Below are 19,098 nucleotides of genomic sequence, written 5' to 3'. Positions count from 1 at the left end.
CCTAACAAACACATGATTTTTGTAACATTATCCTGGACATTCTCCAAAAAGCAAAGACCTGCCAATCCAGAAAACAGCCTCTTTACATCATTTATCGACCATTTTTAGTACTTTAGTGCCACCTGCAAGAAGCCATCACCCGCTGTCCCAGAATTCGAAGCATTCTGTAACCGCAAAATCTGAAATTCTTCAGGGTATACTGATAAAACGCTGCCGTTTTGCCGGTTTTTACAGGCGACAAATAGTAGTAGTAGGCATTGAAAGAAAGGCTGTTTGATATAAAAAAAGAAATTGATCAACTGTCGATGTGATCGTTGTTACCCTCCGCATCGCGCGCAACCTCCGCCAATATTTTCACTGCCTGACCCGGCTGCAAACGCTCGGCGCCACGCACGATGACCCGGTCACCACTGGCGAGATCGCCGTGCACGGCGATCCATTCGCCATCGCCACTGCCGATACGCACAGACAGGCGTTCTGCCTTGTCATCCTTACCCACCCGGTAGACAAAGGTATCGCCATTGCGCAATACCAGCGCGTCCCGCGGTACGGCCAGGATTGCGCGCACCTCCGACAGGGGTACGGCTACCTGTACCGGCATACCCACAATCCAGTCCCACTGTTGCGGCGCGCTCCGGGGCAGCTGTACCATCAGCTTGACCCGGCGGGAATTGTCGCTGGCCACGGGTACAAACTGCCGCACCTTGCCAGTGAATACCCGCGCCCTGGCGCGTTCCTCTTCTGAGCGGGATACCACATCGCTGCGCAGGGCAATGGTATCGCCGGCATTGATCAGCGGCAGCGCTGCCAGGGGAATATCTGCCTCCACTTCCAGTTGAGACATATCCAGCGCGCGCAACAGTTCGGAGCCGGTGCGCACATATTCCCCCGCCTGTAATTCCCGGCTTACCACCAAAGCGTCGAATGGTGCATCGATTGTGGTTTTGGAGCCTTCAAAGGCGCGCCTGTCCCGCTCGATCTGCGCGGCCAGCAGGTCCTGTGCCATGGCCTCGCGTTCGGCCTGCTGTTCCTCCAGCGCTGCGCGGGAGGTGCTGTTGGTTTCCGCCAGCTTGCTCAGGCGTTGCAAATGCGCATCCATATAGGTGAGACGGGCCTGTAACTGGGCGATGCGGCTCTCGCTGTTGCGCAGCTGCAACCGCCAGTGCGTAGCCTCCAGTTGCGCCAGGCGCTCGCCCTTTTTTACCAGGCTGCCGGGCTCGGCGACAAACTCCAGCACACCATCCAACTGCGAAGAGATGCGCACATCGCGGCGGCTCACCACCTGGCCGGCAGACCATTGGCTCGGCGCCATCTCTCGCATTTGCGCCCTGTCCACAGTGACCACCACCGCGCCGCGCTGGGCCAGCGCCGGGCCGGCTGCAAGCAGGGACAGAGCCACTGCGGCTAAAAACGGTTTCATCGGGAACTCCTCACGGCCAGTTTCATGCGCAGGCGGGTGAATTGCGGCAGGGGCAGTTGTCCGATCTGCAACAGGGCCGGCAATAAAATCAGGGTAAACAGGGTGCTGACCGCCATACCGCCGACAATCACCGCGGCCAGGCCGCGGTAGATCACACTGCCCTCACCGGGCGCGACCAACAAGGGCAGCATGCCGAATACACTGGTCAGGGTACTCATAAAAATGGGACGCAGGCGCAAGCGCAGTGCCTGCTCCACCGCCGCCACACGGGTGGCGCCAGTATCTTCCGCGGCGCGTGTCTGGTGCACCAGCAGGATAGCGTTGTTGACCACCAGGCCCAGTAAAATCACAAAGCCGATCATGGTCAACAGATCCAATGGCTGAAAGCTCACCAGGTTCAGCAGTCGCAGTGCCAGCACGCCGCCAACCGTGGCGAGAGGTACCGTTAGCAGCACCAGGCCGGCATCGCGCAGGGAGCGGAACAGTGCACTCATCAACAGGAACAGGATCAGAAGCGCCAGGACAAAATTCTGCGAGAGAGACACCAGTGCCTTATCCAGGTCACTGGCGTTGCCGCCCACCAGGATGCTGCCATCAGCGGGCAGGGCTGCGCGAATCCGCGGCAGCACTTCCGCCTCCAGTTGTGCGCGCACCTCCTCCAGTGACACATCGTCCGGCGGTACGATATTCAAAGTTACAGTACGGCGGCCATCCACCCGGCGCAGACTACCCGGGCCCACGGTGCGCTCCACGCTGGCGAGCTGGTTCAAAGCCACCACCTCACCGCGCGGGGTAACCAGCGGGGTATTCTGTAACTGCTCCGGGGTACGCCAGGACTGTGCCTTGAAGATCACATCCAGGCGCCTCTCGCCATCGAAATACTCCCCCACATAGAGACCGTTGCCGAGGGTGCGGATCAAACTGCCCATATCCTGGCGGTTCCAGCCCTGCTCCAGCATGGCGCGGTCATTGGGGCGCACCGTCAACTCCGGTTCCGACAGGGACAGGCCCGGATTGGTCTGCACCGGCGTACCCGGCATGATCTCTTCCAACACCGCCACACCGCGGGTAGCAGCGCGCATCAGGCCATCTGCATCGCGGGACTGCAGATGCAGGGCGATGCGCCGGTCGCCGCCAAACTGGCCAAACAGGTTGCCGCGCGCGGCAAAGCCCTGGAAGTCGGGAATATCCACCAGGATTTCTTCGCGCAACAGGCGCTCCATCTCCTTGGCCTGCCCCATATCCTTTACGCGCACTCCCATGGTGCCCCCGTTGGGCCAGGAAATAATGTAATAGTTCTTCAGGGCCGGTTCGCGCTCACCACGCATATAAGGTGCCATGCGCCGGTCCAGCTCATTGACAATTTCCCTTTCAATGGTTTGGGTATTGGTGGACGAAGGAAAATTCATCCACACATCCACCGCGTCCCGTTTGACCGGCGGCAGGTAATCCAGTTTGGGCAGCAGCAGGTAAGTGGCGGCAACAGGCACCATCAGGAAACCGCCGATTACCTGCCAGCGACGCCCGCGGGTGCTGGTCAGCGCCATTACCCGCGCGGTGATTTTTCCCCACACACGCGCCAGACGGTCCTCGCTGGCCACCGGTGGCAGCCACAGCTTGGCTGCGAGCGGCACTATGGCCACGGCCGCCAGCAGGGAGAACACCACAGCCACGGCGATGGTCAGAGCCAGGTCACCGAACACCTGCCCCTCGACACTGTCGAGGAAAAATACCGGCAGGAAGATCGCCACGGTCGTCGCCGTGCTGGCCAGCAGGGCACCCCACACCTGGGATGCGCCCTGTTCCGAGGCTTCCCGGGGCGCGAGCCCTTTTTCCCGCAGGCGCACAATATTTTCCAGCACAACAATAGCGGCATCGAGCACCATGCCGGTGGCGAAGGCGAGACCGGCTAGGGAAATCACATTCACACTGCGCCCGGCGGCAGATAGAACCACAAAGGTGGAGAGCAGCGAGATAGGGATGGTGGCGGCCACAATCAAGGTCGCGCGCATGCGCCGCATAAACCACCAGAGTACGCCCACTGCCAGCAGCACGCCCAGTACCAGATTGCCGCCGAGCAGGTTCAGGGCACGGTAGACAAAAACCGAGGCGTCGAAGGACTGCACCAGTACCAGCTGCTCGGCCTTCAACTTGGTGGTATTCAGCTCGGCGACTTTCTGTTTTACCCGCTCCAGGGTAGCGAGCATATTGGCGTCATTGGTGCGATTGATTCGCATGGACACCGCCGGGTTGCCGTTTTGCGTGGTCACCCCGCGGGATTCGGACTGGCCCACGCGCACTTCGGCGATATCGCCGAGACGCACCGGCTGGCCATCGCGCCACTCCAGCACCAGTTCGGATAACTCATCGGGCTGGTACTCGCCCACAAAACGCAGGGTATAGCGGCGTCGCCCCACATCTGTAAAGCCACCGGAGACATCCCGCGCAGAGGCCAGCTGGCGGCTGATCGCCGGTAACTGGATACCCAGTTCCGCCGCTTTCCAGGGATCGAAAATCACCTGTAATTCTTCCTGCGCGGCACGGCCGGACTGGGCCTGTACACTGGCAACGCCGGGTACGGACTCCAGTTCCGGGCGCAACATATCCTCGATCAGGCCGGCGTAATCATCCAGGTGATTGGGATTGCCGGGCAGTTTCTGCAAAAAGAAGTAGGTGAGCGCGGTGGCATCGCCCCCCCAGCCACCGAGCATCACCCGCGGCGGCTCCGCATCCCGCGGCAGCGGTGGCAGGCTGCTCATGCGGTTGATTACATCAATCAGCACCTTGTCCATATCGGTGCTCATGCTGAATTCCAGGTTTACAGACGCACCACCCCGACCGGCGTTCACCTGCATCCTCTCCAGGCCGGCGAGGCCCTGCAGTACCGATTCTATCGGCTCGACAATTTCCGCCTCCACTTCCTTGGGCGCCGCGGCGCGCCAGCTAGCCTGGATGGTAATACGCGGATTTTCAATATCGGGGAAAAGTTGCACCGGCAGGCGGCCGGCGAGAAAGACACCCAGCAAGACAGCCAATACGACGGCCACACCGGCGGCGGCGGGATTGTTCAGCGCAGCCCTCGTCAGTGCCATTCCTGTGACCCTTTTTTGTTATTGGCCGCAAAGGCTAATGAGTGAATAAGTGCAGACAAGGGCTTTGCGGCTAATCGCCCGGAATTATCGGTCAAGCCATCGATAACATAATGACAGCACTGCGCCTGGGCTACAAAAAGTGCTGCACCTTGCTTTTATAACTGCGACTCATTTTCAGGCACTCACCATTCTCCAGGACCAGATGGTATTCACCGTTAATGTGTGCGCGAATTTCCCGCACGCGGCTCAGGTTCACAATCGTGGAGCGGTGGATACGCTGGAACCATGTTGGGTCCAGCTGCTGTTCCAGTTCTTTCATGGTAATGCGCATCACGTGGGTTTCACCGCGGGCGTGCACGCACATGTAGTCCCCGGCGGCATCAATCCAGTCGATCTCGCGCGCCGGCACCAAGGTGATCTTGCCGGAATCCTTCACCGCGATCTTATCCGGATAGGCGCTGCCGGCGATCTTACCACTCGCCAGCTTCTGCTCCAGCACTTCGGGAGATTGCCTGGTCAAATCCGCCACCGCCTCCAGCAGCTGCTCGCGCTGCTGGGCGATATCCGCCGTGGCAATTTTTTCCTGTACGCGGCTCAGTGCCAATTCCAGGCGCTCCTCCTCAATGGGTTTTAACACATAGTCCACGGCATTGATTTCGAAGGCCTTCACCGCATACTGATCGTAAGCGGTCACGAACACCACCTGCGGCAGCTGTTCCATGGGAATCTGCTGCACCAGCTGCAAACCGTTGATCCCCGGCATCTGAATATCCACAAAAGCCACATCCGGTTTCAATGTGAGGATCTGCTCCAGGGCCTCGCGCCCATTGCTACACTCAGCGATCACCTCTACACCAGGCATCTGCGCCAGGCGCAGGCTCAACCCGCGCCGCGCCAGGGGCTCGTCGTCGACAATAATTGCGCTCAGGCTTTCATCAACTGCACTCATCTCACTATTTCTCTTCGTAGGGGATGCGTATATTCACCGACAGACCGCCTCCGGGCCGGTTGCCGAAACGCACCCTCTGATCGTCTCCATACAGTGCCCGCAGGCGCTCACAGGTGTTGCGAATACCCACGCCACCGCCCTTGCCGGTCCGGCGCAGTGCCTCCTCCGACATACCGGGGCCATTGTCGCTGACTTCCAGTAATAGCTCCCCGGCAAAAACCCGCGCTTTGATACTGATCTCACCGCCCCACTCCAGCTGCGAAATCCCGTACTTGATCGCGTTTTCCACCAATGGCTGCAGCAGCAGACTCGGCACCAGGGCGCGGGGCGATTCTCCCTGCAACTCCAGGCGCACACCCAAGCGGTCGCCAAAGCGCACCTTTTCGATATCCAGGTAGAGCATCAGTGCCTCCACTTCCTTGGCCAGGGTAACCTTCTGCATAGGGTCATTGTCCAGGGAGTGGCGCAGAAACTGAGACAGGCGCGTCACCATCATGTTGGCGGTGCGCCCTTCGCTATCGAGGATCAGTGTGGAAATGGCGTTCAGGGTATTAAACAGGAAATGGGGATTCAACTGGTAGCGCAGCATTTTCAACTGGGCCTGGTGCGCCATCGCCTCCGCGCGCAGGGCCTTGGCCTGCTGGGTCTGGGAAGCGCGGTAATACTTGATGCCGTAATAGAGTGCCGCCCAGGTAGTGAGAATCAGGCCGGAATAGGAAAACCAATAAGTGGCCAGCACCGCCGGATGCTCTTCACTCATATTGCCATACAGCCACAGGGAACCCGTGAACTTGATCGCCGCCCACACGGCCGCCGCCACCAGCACCAGCAGCAGAGAGCCCAGAAAGCGGGTGGCCGGTGGCCTGCTCCAGAGACGCCGGAAACCCGCGTGCATGGCCTCGCTCAGGAGCACCCCGGTGACCGTGGCCACAGCGATATATCCCGTGTGTAACCAGTGGTCCCGAACCCAGAAAAAGCTGCCCACAAATGTCAGCAGGGTATAGCCGCCCCAACCGCTGAACTGCAGGGCCCAGTACTTGGACCGGTGGCTGGACAGGCACTGTGAAAGCCACTGGAATGCTTTGTTCCCCATAATCTCCCGCTGGCATGAAAAAAGACGTCGATTTGACACCGTAGTATAGGTTCATACTAAATGGCACTGATCGCCGGCGAAACACCACCCGGCGCAGCACAGGGACAAACTGCCGCATGGCATTCTGGCTATTCAAATCCGAACCCGACGAATACAGCCTGCAGGACATCGCCGCCGAGCCAGGTGGCTGCGGCCGCTGGGATGGCATTCGTAACTACCAGGCCCGCAACTTTCTGCGTGACCAGGTCTCACCAGGCGATAAAGTGCTGTTTTACCACAGCGCCTGCAAGATGCCCGCGGTGGTAGGCACCGCCGAGGTGACCCGCGCTGCCTATCCGGACCCGGCCCAGTTCGACCCGGACAGTCAATACTTCGGTCCCAAGGCAAGCGCGGATGAACCGCGCTGGTACTGCGTCGATTTAAGCTGGCGCAGTGAATTTGCACGGCCGGTTCCCCTGGCTGAAATCAAGCAGACCTCTGAACTTGAAAACATGATGCTGGTTAAGCAGGGACGATTATCAATACAACCTGTGGCGGCCGAGGAGTGGGACACCATAGTGCGCTTGGGGGAAAGGCAACCGGGACCGACACAAGGCCCCGGTTTTATAGAAGAAACAGAGTCTTAACAGGCTATGACTTTTTATCTTGCGAAGCACTGCGTCCAACGCTATACCAATTCAGCTTGCGGGTGAGCACCATGGTGCAGCCGAGAACCCCGAACACCAACAGCGATCCCATTAATAAGGCATAGTCCTCGGCGCTGAGCAATCCGTAAAGAAGGCCGTAAAGCGCTGCCAGCAGCAAGGCAAAGCCCAACCCCCGGCGCCAGCTGTGCAGTACTGAGCTGGTATAGAAGCCAATCAGTCCCACACATGCCGCTGCCGACAATACATAGGCTTTTGCAAAAGCGATATGCTCAGAGAGTGACAGTAACAGCAGGTAAAACAAGGCTAATGCCAACCCCACCAGCGCATACTGTACCGGGTGTACCGCCAGGCGCTTGAGGATTTCAAACAAGAAGAAGGTGGCAAATGTCAGGGCTAAAAACAACAGTGCGTACTTGATCGCGCGATCAGTTTTCAGGTATTGATTCACCGGATCAAGGAAGCTGACTCCAAAGCTGCGTTGTAACAGCTCTTTACACTCACTGCTATAACCACACTGCTGCAACACCTCCTCCAGGTTGGTGGCGAAGAAGCTGGTCTGCCACTCTGCGGTAAAACCGCTTGTATCCACCTGGCGACGATTGGGCAAAAATTCTCCGAAGAAGCTTGGATGGGGCCAGTCGCCACTCAGCAACACCTGGCTGTCGCGGCCAACCGGGACCAAGCGCAGATGCTCTGTGCCCTGCAGTTTCAGGTCGAAAGCAAACTCCAGAGGTTGCCCTCCCTCGCGATCCAATGCTGGCAGCTTTGCATGTATCCCGCTACCAACAATCGGTGCCCCGCTACCCGGCGCAAATGGCAGGGTCTGGCCATTCAGTTGCAGCTGTAAACCATTGCGAATACCCCGGATATCACTGATCCCCACGGAAAGGAACGGAGCCCCGAGCCGATATGTATCCAAATCATCTCCCAACCCCAACCGCGGCGGTATATGAAACATACCGCTGACTTTGCTATCGCTGTGGTAGAGAAGCGCTTCATAAATACCCCGGGCGCGACGCTCGGTAGTCATATCAGCATCAAAAGCAAAACGCTCGGGCAGGAAATACAGGTGTCCACTCACCTCACGCTCCTCTTCGTAGCGCTTGCCTGTTTGCTCATTGGTCTTCCACTGTTTAACGGTTTTTACGTAAGGCTGCACCAGAATGGGCCCGAGGATCTGCTGGCTGTAACTGGAGCTGCGTGCAATATCCTGCAGCACACCCCGCTGGTATTGCTGTCGCTCATCGATCATTCCCCCAATCATATTCAGGGGTATCAGTAGCAGCAGAATGAGAAGGGCGATTGCACCCAATTTAAAAGCCAGGACTCGGTTCATGCTTCAGACCTCACTGTCGAATTTCGATGCAGTAAGTCTGAAGAGTGAATATGGGGTGCTTGTGGAGAGAGCGTGGAGACTGTATGGCGATTGTGTGTAAACCAGTAGGCACCTTCACTCAGGCACTCGGCAAGTTCAGGCGCACCTCCACACCGCCTTCCACATTGCTGACAGACAGAGCACCACCATGCAGCCCGGCCACCTCCTGCACAAAGTTGAGGCCAAGACCGGTACTTTTACGCCCGCTGCCTGGCCGGGGTAAGGAGTAGAAGCGCTCGGTCAAACGCTCCAGAGCGTACTCGGGAATCGCCTCTCCCTGATTGAACAGGCACAATTCGATATGCGCCTCTTTGCGCTTGGCGGTAAAGCGAATCAACCCCTCTTGCGGGGTGAAATCTAGGGCATTATCCAGTAAGTTGGCCAGCGCCTGGCGCAACAGAAAACGCTCTCCATATAGCTTTAATGCACGATCTAATACAACCTCAACCTTCAACCCTGCAGCAGTAATACGCGACTGCTGGACTTCTAACAACTCCTCCAGCAAATAGGTCAGTGGCACTGCTTCCTGTTCCTCCAGGCCCTGGCGTTGCTCCACTTGGGCCAGGTGCAAAAGCCTTTCGCTCAACTGCTGCAGGCGCCCGGCCGCTGGAATCCAGCAGGACCCTGCCGGAGGCATCGGTGACATAGATGCGGTGGCTGACTGCGCGCTTGGTCAATCCCCAGATATTCGCCTGCGGCTGGCGCCGGCCATAGGCTTCGAGCAACTCGGGCAAATGGCTCTGGGCCAGGTGACCGGCCTTAACCTCCTCGCGCAGAATCTCCGCCAACAGGTTGGTAGTATCCACCAGGGTTTCCTTGGTGGACTGGCGCACACCGGGTCGGATTTCATCTGTCACGGTACTCAGCACGAACCAGCCGGCCAGGCCAACGGACAGGAAATAGACCGCAAAGATGCGGATGCCCAGTGGCATCTCAGAGCGCCGGGGAACAACTGTAACCCAGTCCCCGGTGCGTCTGGATCGGTTTGGCAACAGGGGACACCACCCGCAATTTGGCGCGCAACCCCTTGATATGGCTGTCGACATTGCGCTCGTAACCGGCCTCCGCAGCCACCCCCAGGGCGTCCAGCAGTTGCTCGCCGGAGAATACCCGCCCGGGTTGGCCCAGCAGGGTTTCGAGCAGGAGGAATTCGTGGCGGGTCAGGGGCAGCAACTGGCCGTGGAAATGAATCTGGTAGCGCAGCAGATCGATGCGAAACGGCCCCAGGGGCACCTCCGGTGTGGGCTTGTCGGTGTGCGGTGCCATGTGCCTGAGAATGACCTTGACCCGCGCAGCTCGCGCAGACTGAAGGGCTTTACCACATAGTCGTCGGCGCCGATCTCCAGACCCACCACCCGGTCTATCTCCGCGTTGTGTGCGGTGAGAAAGATAACCGGCACTTCGGAAAAACGGCGCAGGCGCTTGCAGGCCTCAAAGCCGCTGATATCCGGCAGACCGACATCCAGGATAACCAAGTCAAACGGTTCGCGCTCGAGCAGCGCCAGTGCTTCAGCGGCCACGGTCAACCAGTGGGTGGCAAAGCCCTCGGCCTGCAGGGCGTAAATCAGGGTGTCGGCGATTGCGGCTTCGTCTTCGACGATCAGTATTTTTGACATGGGACCCCGCGCTCAAACACTCCCAGTTTTTTACAGGCGCTGTACTCCCTCACCTGGCACACAGTACCCAGGGTCACACCCAATCCCAAAGCCGTACCCTGGGTACCTCACACAAAGTCTGCAATGTCTTTCAGCGGCTTCTTGTCGATTGCCGGCACCTCGGCCCCCTCCGCCGGTAGCCCGGCCACCAGCAGCATATAGGGCTTTTCCGTGGCGGGGCGGGCGAGGATATCATTGAGAAACTTCATCGGGCTGGGAGTGTGGGTCAAGGTGGCCACGCCGGCATCGTGCAGGGCCGCAATTAACATCCCTGTGGCAATACCCACCGATTCCGTCGTGTAATAGTTCTTCCGGCGCGCACCGGAAGCATCACTGGAAAACTTTTTCAGGAATATCGCAATCAGGTAGGGGGCTGACTCCAGGAAAGGTTTGTGGGCATCGGTACCCAGGGGCTCCAGGGCATTGAGCCACTCCTCCGAGGCGCGGTGCTGGTAGAACTCGCGCTCCTCCTCCTCCGCGGCCAGGCGGATACGGCGCTTGATGTCGGCGCTCTCCACCACCACGAAGTGCCAGGGCTGCATATTGGCACCACTGGGCGCGCTGCCCGCAGCGCACAATGCATGCTCAATCACGGCACGGGGCACCGGCCTGCTGGAGAAATCCCGCACCGAGCGACGTCGGCGCATCAATTGGTAAAACGCAGCGGCACGGCAGCACATTTCCGCTTCATCCAGGTGCGTGAAATCCAATGGCCGAAAGGATTTTTCTGTACTCATAGGCCCCCCTAAACAACACCCTTGGCGCGGGCGATCAACAGGCTGAGCAGGGACAGCAGTGTCAACACCACCAGGATGACCAACAGCAGCAGCCAGGGGCGAAACGGGCGGCGATCAACTCGGTTGACGCCGCTGTTGAGGTACTGCTCAACCCGGGCCTGGTCCTCGTCGGACAGCTTTTTCGGTGGGGTATCGGACATGGGTACTTTCCCGCATTCTTATTGCGCCCCGATTGTAGGGGAAAGCCACCGGCGACTCTAGCAAAAAGCCCCGCGTTGCGGGACGCTCCGACCGGCGTTTGGCAGCGCCTAGAACAGCGCCTCCTCCATATCCATCAGGGCTGCGCTGCCGGCATTGACGCTGGCAGCCAAACCCTGGGTACGCGGTAGCAGGCGGGCAAAATAGAAGCGCGCGGTTTTCACCTGGGCGCGGTAGAAGCTGTCCTCCTCCTGCCTGGCCTGCGCCACGGAAACCACTTTCGCCCACATAAAGGCGTAGGCCACATAGCCGAACAGGTGCAGGTATTCCACCGAAGCCGCACCCGGTGCGCAGGGGTCTTCCCGGGTGGCCGCAATCATGTTCCCGGTGGCTTCACGCAGACGCTGCAACGTCGCCGCAAGGGGCTGGATAAACTCCGCCATTGCCTCGCAATCCACCTCACTATCGATAAAATTCTGCACATCCGCCGCAAACACCTCAAACAGCGCGCCGCCATTGGCAACGGTCTTGCGGCCAACCAGGTCCAGGGCCTGGATGCCGTTGGTGCCCTCGTAGATCTGGGTAATGCGCACATCGCGCACCAGTTGCTCCTGGCCCCACTCGCGGATATAGCCATGACCGCCCAGCACCTGCTGGCCGAGCACGGTGCAGTCGAGACCCATATCGGTGGTAAAGGCTTTGGCTACCGGCGTCAGCAGGGCCACCATGGCCTCGGCATTTTTTCTGGCGTCACCCTCGCCAAATTTGGCGATGTCCAGCCACTGGGCCACATAGGTGGAGAGGGCGCGACCGCCGCCCACCAGGGCTTTCTGGGTCAGCAGCATCCGGCGCACATCCGGGTGCACAATAATCGGATCAGCCACTTGCCCGGGTTGTTGGGCACCGGCGGGCGAGCGGCTCTGGATACGCTCGCAGGCATACGCCAGGGCATTCTGGTAGGAGCGCTCAGAGGCACCGAGCCCCTGGATACCCACCCCCAGGCGCTCGTAGTTCATCATGGTGAACATGGCCGCGAGCCCCTTGTTCACCTCGCCCACCAGCCAGCCCTGGGCGCCATCGAAGTTCATCGCGCAGGTGGCGGAGGCTTTGATGCCCATCTTGTGCTCGATAGAGCCGCAACGCACATTGTTGCTCTCGCCGACGCTGCCATCCTCGTTCATTGTGTATTTCGGCACCAGAAAAAGGGAGATGCCTCTAGGGCCCTTGGGCGCGTCCGGCAGCTTGGCCAGCACCAGGTGAATAATATTTTCGGACAGATCCTGGTCGCCGCCGGTAATAAAAATCTTGTTGCCGGTTATGCAATAGCTGCCATCCTCGCGGGGCTCGGCCCTGGTGCGGATAATACCCAGGTCGGTGCCCGCGTGGGGCTCGGTCAGGTCCATAGCACCGGCCCAGGTGCCCTCGTACATCTTGGGCAGATATTTCCGCTTCAGCGTTTCGCTGGCATGGGCGTCGATCGCCAGGCAGGCGCCATTGGTCAATACCGGGTAGAGGGCAAAGGAGATATTCGCCGCATTGAGCATTTCCTCGACCTGGGCACCCAGCATTTTCGGCATCCCCATGCCGCCGTATTCGGGATTGCCCAGCAGTGCGCCCCAGCCACCCGCGCAAAACGTGGCATAGGCCTCCTTAAAGCCCGCCGGTGTGGTCACCTCACCATCGCGCCAGTGGCAACCCTCCTCGTCGCCGCTGCGATTAATCGGGTCCAGGGTATTGGCGGCCAGCTTGGCCATTTCCTCGAGAATCGCGTCGGCGGTCTCGCGATCCACGGCCCCGGACAATTGGGGCAGTTCCGCCCAGAGTTTTTCCGCGGCAAATACCTCGTGCAACAGGAAGTGCATCTCCCGCAGTGGTGCCTTGTAGTCGGCCATGCTCCCGGTCCTCATTCAAGTGTTTCAAACGCTTGTTTGAATCTAGGTCTGCAGGCGTTCAAAGTCAACCGGTTTGGAATCCCGCGAGCCCCTGTGGAGCCGTGGATCAGGCGGGCAGCAGCGGGCGGATATCCAGATGTCGGGCCGCCTCGCGGTAATCCCGTGTCTCGCTGTGGGGCACCACGCCGAGCAGAGACGCCGGCAGCAACGCTTCCAGAGTGGCGAGGTTCTCCTCTGCGCGTGCCATCCCCTCGCGGGCAAAGTTGGCCACCCAGCCAGCCAGCGGCAGGCCGTCGCGGCAGATGGCTTCGGCGCTCAGCAGGGCGTGGTTGATGCAGCCGAGCCGCATCCCCACCACCAGGATCACCGGGGTATTCAACTCCCGTGGCAGCTGCGACAGGAGGGCCCTGGGCCCCAGCGGCGTGCGCCAGCCACCGGCGCCCTCGATCAGTACCATGTCGGCACCGGCGGACATCACACCGCGACAGATGCCGGCCATACGCGACACGCTCAACTGCTTGCCCGCTTCAATGGCGGCAATATGAGGGGCGATGGGGGGTTCCAGGGCAAATGGATTCACCTGCTGGTAGTCCAGTTCCAGGGTCATGGCCCCCTGCAGCAGCAAGGCATCTCCGTTGCGCAGTCCGGCTTCGGTACGCGCGCAGCCGGAGGCCACGGGCTTTACCGCCGCGGTCTGAAGGCCCGCATTCGCGGCTGCGGTGAGCAGGGCTGCGCTCACAAAGGTCTTGCCCACTTCGGTATCGGTACCGGCAACAAAATAGGTTCTGCCCAAGGCCTTCGCCTCCCCTGACCAAGAATGTGCACATTTTTTCTTATAGTGGCTTTTCACGCCACCAACTTGATGGTAATTTATCCATGTAGCGCAAATTTTAAACAATTCAAACCGGGTACTGATAACAAAGACACGGGGTTGCGCTGACAAAATAACCCCCTTTTAAATGGGGAAACTGTTCTGCAGGGACGCGGTAACTCCAGAAATAACTGAAAATACTCAAACAGCTTAAGACCATGCGATACCTGACCATTGCCCTGCTGCTGGCGGTGCCCCTGTTCGCCTCAGCGAAAGTGACCCCTGTCGACCATGTTGTAGTGTACAAATCCAAGAAGCTGATGCAGCTGATGCGCAACGGCCGGGTGGTAAAAAGCTACACCGTTTCCTTCGGCGATAACCCCAGGGGACACAAGGTCCGCCAGGGGGATGAGCGCACCCCCGAGGGCCGCTACACCCTGGACTGGAAGAACCCCAACAGTCGCTTTTACCGCTCCATCCACGTGTCTTACCCGAATAAACAGGACCGCGCACGCGCAGCCAGGCTGGGGGTCAACCCCGGCGGCGATATCATGGTCCACGGCATCAAACCCGAGTGGTCCCATATGGAGAGACATTTGCGCCGCAACAACTGGACCGACGGCTGTATCGCAGTGGCCTCGAACCGGGAGATGGACGAGATCTGGGCCCTGGTCAAGACACCCACGCCCATCGATATCTACCCTTGATCGCCCCCCCGGGCAAGCTTCAGGTAAATGACCTCGTAGCTCACCGGCAGCCCCCGGGGCTGCCTGAGGCTCTCATAGGCCACACCCAGGCGCTGCAGTCTGGCGCGCCCGGTCATTCCCCGCCTGGCGGCGCGGTTGATATTGTGCGCCCCTACCCCTTTCAACTCCTGCATCAGCCGGCGCAGGCTGTCGAAGTACAACAGGCGCTGCTCCCGCCGCACCTCTCCCTGCAACCCGCCATGCCGCACGGCATCGCGCCAATCGGCCAGGGGCAGAAAGCGGTTGACGTGTACACCGGTGTCCACCCGGGCCCAACTGTTGCGCAGTTCCGCCAGGGTGCCGGGTCCCAGCGTGGCCACCAGGCAATGGCCCTGCGGCGCCAGCACTCTGCCGAATTCCGCAAACAACTGCGGCAGCCGGTAGCACCATTGCAGCGCCAAACTGGAAAACACCAGATCCACACTGCCGTCTGCAAGGGGCAGCTGCTCCGCATCCGCGGCGATATAACCGCCCGCGTGCGGCCGCTCACTGCGCGCGAAGCGCAGCATGGCCTCGGCCAGATCCAAAGCGACAATATGCGCTTGCGGAAAGTGCTGGCGCAACAGTGTGGTGCCAAAACCGGTACCACTGCCCAAATCAACAATGGTGCGCGGCACCCAGTGATACTCTGCCATGTTCACCAGCTGGCGGCACACCGCCCGCTGCAAGTGGGCACAATCGTCATAGCTGCTGGAGGCACGACCGAAAGAGCGCGCCACCGCTGACTTGTCAAAGGGCGCCGCTCCCGGTGCACCAGTAGGGGACAGGCCCTGCACAAACTGCCGCAACTGCCCGGCCACCTGGCCCGGCTGCGACAGATGCGGCTTGTGACCGCAACCCGCCACCACCACCACCGGGGCACCACTGGCCCGGATTTCCTCCGCCGCCGCTCGGGGCACCAGGGCATCATTCCTGCCAAACAGGTACAGGGCCGGAATTGCCAGTTCCTGCAATAGCGCGCGATTATCTAGCCCGGCCAGGCAATCCAGGGACTGCAACCAGACCTCCGGGTGGATATCGGGCCTGCGCCCTCTGAGGTGTTTGAGCAGGGCGCGCATGGCTTTGTCACCCTGGGACTGCAGGGCACAAAACCGCTCCCAGGTGCCGTGGGGGTCCCGCTCAAAGGCCGCACGAAAACTCTCAAAGGTACACCGCGGCATACCCGGCCAGTTATCCCGCGCCACGAAACAGGCATTCGCAGAGATAGTGATCATCCCGCGGATTTTTGTCTGTCCCGGTCTGGCTGCCAACCGCAAAGCCAGCATACCGCCGAGGGAATGTCCCACCAGTACACAGTTTCGTGGCAGTGACTGGTAGAGCTGTTGTAAAAGGGCTTCCTCCTGCGGCCAGGGCTCGGCACTGCGCTCGCCAAAACCCGGCAGGCCGATACAGTGCAGGGGGAGCTCCAGCTGTTCGCGCACAGCCGCAAGCAGCGGCTGCCACGGACGCGGGTCCCCATCCCAGCCGTGCAGAAACACCAGGTTTTCAACCTGGCTCACCGGCACACCGCGTGATTTTCCCGCAGCACTGCGGTAAGCGCATCGAGTAGCGCATCAATCTGGCAGTGGCTGTGGGAGGCACTCAGGGTAATGCGCAGGCGGGCGGTGCCGGCGGGCACCGTAGGCGGGCGTATGGCACCCACCATAAAACCGCTCCGTTCCAACGCCGCTGACACCGTCATAACGGTTCCTGCACAGCCGATCGGCAGTGGCTGGATAGCGCCGGGAGCGCCTGTCAGAGGCAACTGCTGCCGGGCGGCACGCCGGCGGAAATACGCAATATTATCCTCCAGTCGCCGGGCCAGTTGGGGCTCGCTGCGCATCAGATCAATGGCGGCGACACAACCGGCGGCCACCGCCGGCGGCATGCCGGTGGTATAGATATAGGGGCGGGCAAACTGCACCAAGTAATCAATCAGTGTGCGGGAACCGGCCACAAAGGCCCCGGCATTACCGGCGGCCTTGCCCAGGGTGCCCATAATGGCCTGCACTTCAGACTGGCCGAGGCCCGCCGCAGCGCAGCTGCCCGCCAGGGGCCATTGTTCATTGCCCATCACCCCGAATCCGTGCGCTTCATCCACCATCAACCAGGCACCATATGCCCGGCACAGGCCGGCAATTTCCGCCAGTGGCGCGAGGTCGCCATCCATGCTGTACACACCATCCACTGCCACCAGGGTATTGCCACCGCGCCCGGCGGCGCGCTGTAACTGGCGATGCAGTCCCTCCAGGTCATTGTGTGGGAAACGCAGGCTGTGGGCACCACACAGGCGCGCACCATCGATCAGGGAAGCGTGGTTGAACTTGTCGGAAATGATATTATCGGCGCGCCCCAGCAGCGCACAGAGTGTGCCCAGGTTGGCCATATAGCCACTGGAAAACACCAGCGCCGCCTCGCGCCCGGTGACTTCGGCGAGTTTGTGTTGCAACTGCTGGTGGATCTGCAAGTGTCCGTTGACCAAGTGGGAAGCGGTGGCGCCGGTGCCCAGTTCGGCGCCGGCCTGCTGGGCACGGATGACTTCGGGACGGGTTGCCAGCCCCAGGTAATCGTTACTGCAGAAGGCGAGCAGTTCGCGACCATTCACCCTGGCCAGGGGACCCGGCACCGAATCCAGGGTTTTGACTTCCCGATAGAGATTGTGCCGGCGCCGCGCATCGAGACGCTGGCGCAAGGTCTGGTCCATGGTCATTTGGCCGCATCGTAGAAAAACGCATCATTTTGCTGCTCGCTGATTTGAGCACTCAACTCCGCTTCCACCTCAGGCTCATCGCTGTACTGCCGGTATTCCTCCGGCTGGATTCCCAGGCGGCTGAACAGCTGCATATCCTTGTTGGCTTCGGGGTTGGCGGTGGTCAGCAGTTTTTCCCCATAGAAAATGGAGTTGGCTCCGGCCAGGAAGGCCATTGACTGCATCTCGTCGCTCATCTGTTCGCGTCCCGCCGACAGGCGCACATGGGACTTTGGCATCATAATTCTGGCCACGGCGATACAGCGAATAAACTCGAAGGGGTCCAGGTCTTTCTGTTTTTCCAGGGGGGTACCGGCCACCCGTACCAGCATATTGATCGGCACCGACTCCGGGTGTTCGGGCAGGTTGGCCAGCTGCATCAGCAGGCCGGCGCGATCCCTGTCGCCTTCGCCCATGCCGACAATACCACCGGCACAGACTTTCATACCGGCTGCGCGCACCCGACCCAGGGTCTCCAGACGATCCCGATAGGTGCGGGTAGTGATGATCTCGCCATAATATTCTGGCGAGGTATCCAGATTGTGGTTGTAGTAATCCAGTCCTGCATCGGCCAGCGCCTGGGCCTGCTCATCGCTCAGCATACCCAGGGTCATACAGGTTTCCATACCCAGCGCTTTCACCTCGCGCACCATCTGGGTGACATAGGGCATGTCTTTTTTCTTGGGCGAGCGCCAGGCTGCGCCCATGCAAAAGCGGGTGGCACCACCGGCCTTGGCCGCGCGGGCCTCTTCCAGCACCTTCTCCACCTGCATCAGCGTTTCCCGCTCCAGCCCGGTATCGTAGCGGGCACTTTGCGGGCAGTAGGCGCAGTCTTCCGGGCAGGCGCCGGTCTTGATGGAACAGAGGGTGCTCACCTGCACCCGGTTAGCATCAAAGTGTACCCTGTGCACCTGCTGAGCGGTGAACATCAGATCGCTAAACGGCATCGCGAACAGATCCAGAACCTGCTGACGGGTCCAATCGTGGCGAATCTCGGCGGCGGGCATTTGCTGAGCGGCGGTCACAGGGCTTACTCTCTCTGTTGCTGGCATGATGTGTGCTGGTGCGATCCGCACGGGACCGGTCGGCAGGCTCTAATGGCCACTGGCGCACACGACCGGACAAGCTGGCCAGTTTAGCCGCGGCCCAATCGCTGTCAACTCAATTGCCTGATTATGGTTTACCACTTTTTATCCGCTCTGCTCTCACACAACCTGGCACAGTGCCTGTTGTGTGGAGACAGGGCAGGTGAGAGCGGCCTCTGCACACCCTGTGCAGCAGAGCTGCCCCGGCTGGGCAATGCCTGTGAAACCTGTTTTAAAACTAACAATATCAATAAGTTAGCCAAAATTTTAGGGGCAATTACTGTATGTATAACCAGTATTTTACCCCTTGCAGTCTCTACAGGTGGTCACAGTTACCCCCTGCTAAATCTGTATATATAATCAGTATTTCTTCATTGCCCTTGGTACTGAGCCGACTCCTCTTCAGTTAAAGCCAGCCCATACTTCTCCACTATCGCCATAAACCGCTGGACATAGATGGTCTGTACTGGCTCATAAGGCGGCTTCCATTCGTCGGGGCCTTTGCCACCTCTTGTTCTGGCTCCTGCCGTCATCAACAAGCCATAGGTTCTCGGGGTCTTCTGCAAACGGCCTATGGTACACTCAAAGGCCACTGGCTTGAACGGGCCGGTTTTGTGGTGGATACGCCGATCAAGGTCAGGGTCATGGAGCGGTGTTTGGTGTTGACTGT

The 19,098-nt window shown here is 59.9% G+C and carries 19 protein-coding genes; 3 read left to right on the top strand and 16 right to left on the bottom strand.

Features of this window, described 5'->3' with window-relative positions:
* Positions 1-295 precede the first annotated feature (295 nt).
* From Q5Y71_RS14685 to Q5Y71_RS14670, 4 genes are all read right to left on the bottom strand, one after another.
* A complete protein-coding gene (locus Q5Y71_RS14685; protein WP_306042857.1) occupies positions 296-1,420 on the bottom strand; it encodes an efflux RND transporter periplasmic adaptor subunit in 1,125 nt (374 codons plus the stop codon).
* Positions 1,417-4,512 carry an efflux RND transporter permease subunit gene (locus Q5Y71_RS14680; RefSeq protein ID WP_306042856.1) on the bottom strand — a complete coding sequence of 1,032 codons (3,096 nt, stop codon included), beginning with the start codon at positions 4,510-4,512 and terminating at the stop codon, positions 1,417-1,419. Before Q5Y71_RS14680 ends, Q5Y71_RS14685 begins: the two co-directional genes overlap by 4 nt.
* A 130-nt stretch (positions 4,513-4,642) precedes the next feature.
* Positions 4,643-5,461: a LytTR family DNA-binding domain-containing protein gene (locus Q5Y71_RS14675; RefSeq protein WP_306042855.1), complete on the bottom strand. Its 819-nt coding sequence runs from the start codon at positions 5,459-5,461 to the stop codon at positions 4,643-4,645.
* Between the two features lie 4 nt (positions 5,462-5,465).
* Complete coding sequence (locus tag Q5Y71_RS14670) at positions 5,466-6,554, bottom strand: sensor histidine kinase (protein ID WP_306042853.1); 1,089 nt, start codon at positions 6,552-6,554, stop codon at positions 5,466-5,468.
* Between the two features lie 116 nt (positions 6,555-6,670).
* On the opposite strand from Q5Y71_RS14670, the gene Q5Y71_RS14665 reads away from it, so the two are divergent.
* Positions 6,671-7,180, top strand: a complete 510-nt coding sequence (locus Q5Y71_RS14665) for an EVE domain-containing protein (RefSeq protein WP_306042852.1) — start codon at positions 6,671-6,673, stop codon at positions 7,178-7,180.
* A 4-nt stretch (positions 7,181-7,184) separates the two neighbouring features.
* On the opposite strand, the gene creD is transcribed toward Q5Y71_RS14665, so the two are convergent.
* From creD to bioD, 9 genes are all read right to left on the bottom strand, one after another.
* On the bottom strand, positions 7,185-8,537 hold the full coding sequence (gene creD, locus Q5Y71_RS14660) for a cell envelope integrity protein CreD (RefSeq protein ID WP_306042851.1): 1,353 nt from the start codon (positions 8,535-8,537) through the stop codon (positions 7,185-7,187).
* A 118-nt stretch (positions 8,538-8,655) separates the two neighbouring features.
* Positions 8,656-9,096: an ATP-binding protein gene (locus Q5Y71_RS14655; protein WP_306042859.1), complete on the bottom strand. Its 441-nt coding sequence runs from the start codon at positions 9,094-9,096 to the stop codon at positions 8,656-8,658.
* Complete coding sequence (locus Q5Y71_RS14650) at positions 9,020-9,508, bottom strand: hypothetical protein (RefSeq protein WP_306042849.1); 489 nt, start codon at positions 9,506-9,508, stop codon at positions 9,020-9,022. Before Q5Y71_RS14650 ends, Q5Y71_RS14655 begins: the two co-directional genes overlap by 77 nt.
* Before the next feature lies 1 nt (position 9,509).
* Positions 9,510-9,749, bottom strand: a complete 240-nt coding sequence (locus Q5Y71_RS14645) for a winged helix-turn-helix domain-containing protein (RefSeq protein ID WP_306042848.1) — start codon at positions 9,747-9,749, stop codon at positions 9,510-9,512.
* Entirely contained in the window at positions 9,737-10,192 is a 456-nt protein-coding gene (locus Q5Y71_RS14640; RefSeq protein WP_306042847.1) for a response regulator, read from the bottom strand. The genes Q5Y71_RS14645 and Q5Y71_RS14640 overlap by 13 nt, the downstream gene beginning before the upstream one ends.
* A gap of 107 nt (positions 10,193-10,299) precedes the next feature.
* Positions 10,300-10,968, bottom strand: a complete 669-nt coding sequence (locus Q5Y71_RS14635) for a nitroreductase family protein (RefSeq protein WP_306042846.1) — start codon at positions 10,966-10,968, stop codon at positions 10,300-10,302.
* An 8-nt stretch (positions 10,969-10,976) separates the two neighbouring features.
* A complete protein-coding gene (locus tag Q5Y71_RS14630; protein ID WP_301416079.1) occupies positions 10,977-11,168 on the bottom strand; it encodes a DUF3094 family protein in 192 nt (63 codons plus the stop codon).
* A 108-nt stretch (positions 11,169-11,276) separates the two neighbouring features.
* Positions 11,277-13,058, bottom strand: a complete 1,782-nt coding sequence (locus Q5Y71_RS14625; RefSeq protein WP_306042845.1) for an acyl-CoA dehydrogenase C-terminal domain-containing protein — start codon at positions 13,056-13,058, stop codon at positions 11,277-11,279.
* Between the two features lie 106 nt (positions 13,059-13,164).
* Positions 13,165-13,851 carry a dethiobiotin synthase gene (gene bioD / locus Q5Y71_RS14620; protein WP_306042844.1) on the bottom strand — a complete coding sequence of 229 codons (687 nt, stop codon included), beginning with the start codon at positions 13,849-13,851 and terminating at the stop codon, positions 13,165-13,167.
* Positions 13,852-14,087: 236 nt separating this feature from the next.
* On the opposite strand from bioD, the gene Q5Y71_RS14615 reads away from it, so the two are divergent.
* Positions 14,088-14,576 carry a murein L,D-transpeptidase family protein gene (locus tag Q5Y71_RS14615; RefSeq protein WP_306042843.1) on the top strand — a complete coding sequence of 163 codons (489 nt, stop codon included), beginning with the start codon at positions 14,088-14,090 and terminating at the stop codon, positions 14,574-14,576.
* Here Q5Y71_RS14615 and bioC read toward each other — a convergent pair.
* Genes bioC through bioB form a run of 3 tightly spaced genes read right to left on the bottom strand, consistent with a single transcriptional unit; the run spans position 14,567 to position 18,350 of the window.
* Positions 14,567-16,114: a malonyl-ACP O-methyltransferase BioC gene (bioC, locus tag Q5Y71_RS14610; RefSeq protein WP_306042841.1), complete on the bottom strand. Its 1,548-nt coding sequence runs from the start codon at positions 16,112-16,114 to the stop codon at positions 14,567-14,569. The two genes, Q5Y71_RS14615 and bioC, sit on opposite strands and share 10 nt — an antisense overlap.
* Complete coding sequence (gene bioF, locus Q5Y71_RS14605) at positions 16,111-17,304, bottom strand: 8-amino-7-oxononanoate synthase (RefSeq protein ID WP_306042840.1); 1,194 nt, start codon at positions 17,302-17,304, stop codon at positions 16,111-16,113. The genes bioC and bioF overlap by 4 nt, the downstream gene beginning before the upstream one ends.
* Positions 17,301-18,350, bottom strand: a complete 1,050-nt coding sequence (gene bioB / locus Q5Y71_RS14600; protein WP_306042858.1) for a biotin synthase BioB — start codon at positions 18,348-18,350, stop codon at positions 17,301-17,303. Before bioB ends, bioF begins: the two co-directional genes overlap by 4 nt.
* Positions 18,351-19,042: 692 nt before the next feature.
* On the opposite strand from bioB, the gene Q5Y71_RS17650 reads away from it, so the two are divergent.
* A partial coding sequence (locus Q5Y71_RS17650; RefSeq protein WP_371877069.1) for a hypothetical protein occupies positions 19,043-19,098 on the top strand: 56 nt, incomplete at its 3' end.

The organism is Microbulbifer sp. 2205BS26-8, from assembly GCF_030731025.1.
In the GTDB taxonomy this organism is placed as follows: Bacteria; Pseudomonadota; Gammaproteobacteria; order Pseudomonadales; family Cellvibrionaceae; genus Microbulbifer; species Microbulbifer spongiae.
Note: the sequence above shows the minus strand (reverse complement) of the source record. Positions and strands in the feature narration are given on the sequence as shown.

Excerpts from the sequence above, each read along its gene's own strand:
- Q5Y71_RS14685 (WP_306042857.1), bottom strand. The coding sequence starts at position 1,420 with ATGAAACCGTTTTTAGCCGCAGTGGCTCTGTCCCTGCTTGCAGCCGGC.
- Q5Y71_RS14680 (WP_306042856.1), bottom strand. The coding sequence starts at position 4,512 with ATGGCACTGACGAGGGCTGCGCTGAACAATCCCGCCGCCGCCGGTGTG.
- Q5Y71_RS14675 (WP_306042855.1), bottom strand. The coding sequence starts at position 5,461 with ATGAGTGCAGTTGATGAAAGCCTGAGCGCAATTATTGTCGACGACGAG.
- Q5Y71_RS14670 (WP_306042853.1), bottom strand. The coding sequence starts at position 6,554 with ATGGGGAACAAAGCATTCCAGTGGCTTTCACAGTGCCTGTCCAGCCAC.
- Q5Y71_RS14665 (WP_306042852.1), top strand. The coding sequence starts at position 6,671 with ATGGCATTCTGGCTATTCAAATCCGAACCCGACGAATACAGCCTGCAG.
- creD (WP_306042851.1), bottom strand. The coding sequence starts at position 8,537 with ATGAACCGAGTCCTGGCTTTTAAATTGGGTGCAATCGCCCTTCTCATT.
- Q5Y71_RS14650 (WP_306042849.1), bottom strand. The coding sequence starts at position 9,508 with ATGCCACTGGGCATCCGCATCTTTGCGGTCTATTTCCTGTCCGTTGGC.
- Q5Y71_RS14640 (WP_306042847.1), bottom strand. The coding sequence starts at position 10,192 with ATGTCAAAAATACTGATCGTCGAAGACGAAGCCGCAATCGCCGACACC.
- Q5Y71_RS14635 (WP_306042846.1), bottom strand. The coding sequence starts at position 10,968 with ATGAGTACAGAAAAATCCTTTCGGCCATTGGATTTCACGCACCTGGAT.
- Q5Y71_RS14630 (WP_301416079.1), bottom strand. The coding sequence starts at position 11,168 with ATGTCCGATACCCCACCGAAAAAGCTGTCCGACGAGGACCAGGCCCGG.
- Q5Y71_RS14625 (WP_306042845.1), bottom strand. The coding sequence starts at position 13,058 with ATGGCCGACTACAAGGCACCACTGCGGGAGATGCACTTCCTGTTGCAC.
- Q5Y71_RS14615 (WP_306042843.1), top strand. The coding sequence starts at position 14,088 with ATGCGATACCTGACCATTGCCCTGCTGCTGGCGGTGCCCCTGTTCGCC.
- bioF (WP_306042840.1), bottom strand. The coding sequence starts at position 17,304 with ATGACCATGGACCAGACCTTGCGCCAGCGTCTCGATGCGCGGCGCCGG.
- bioB (WP_306042858.1), bottom strand. The coding sequence starts at position 18,350 with ATGCCCGCCGCCGAGATTCGCCACGATTGGACCCGTCAGCAGGTTCTG.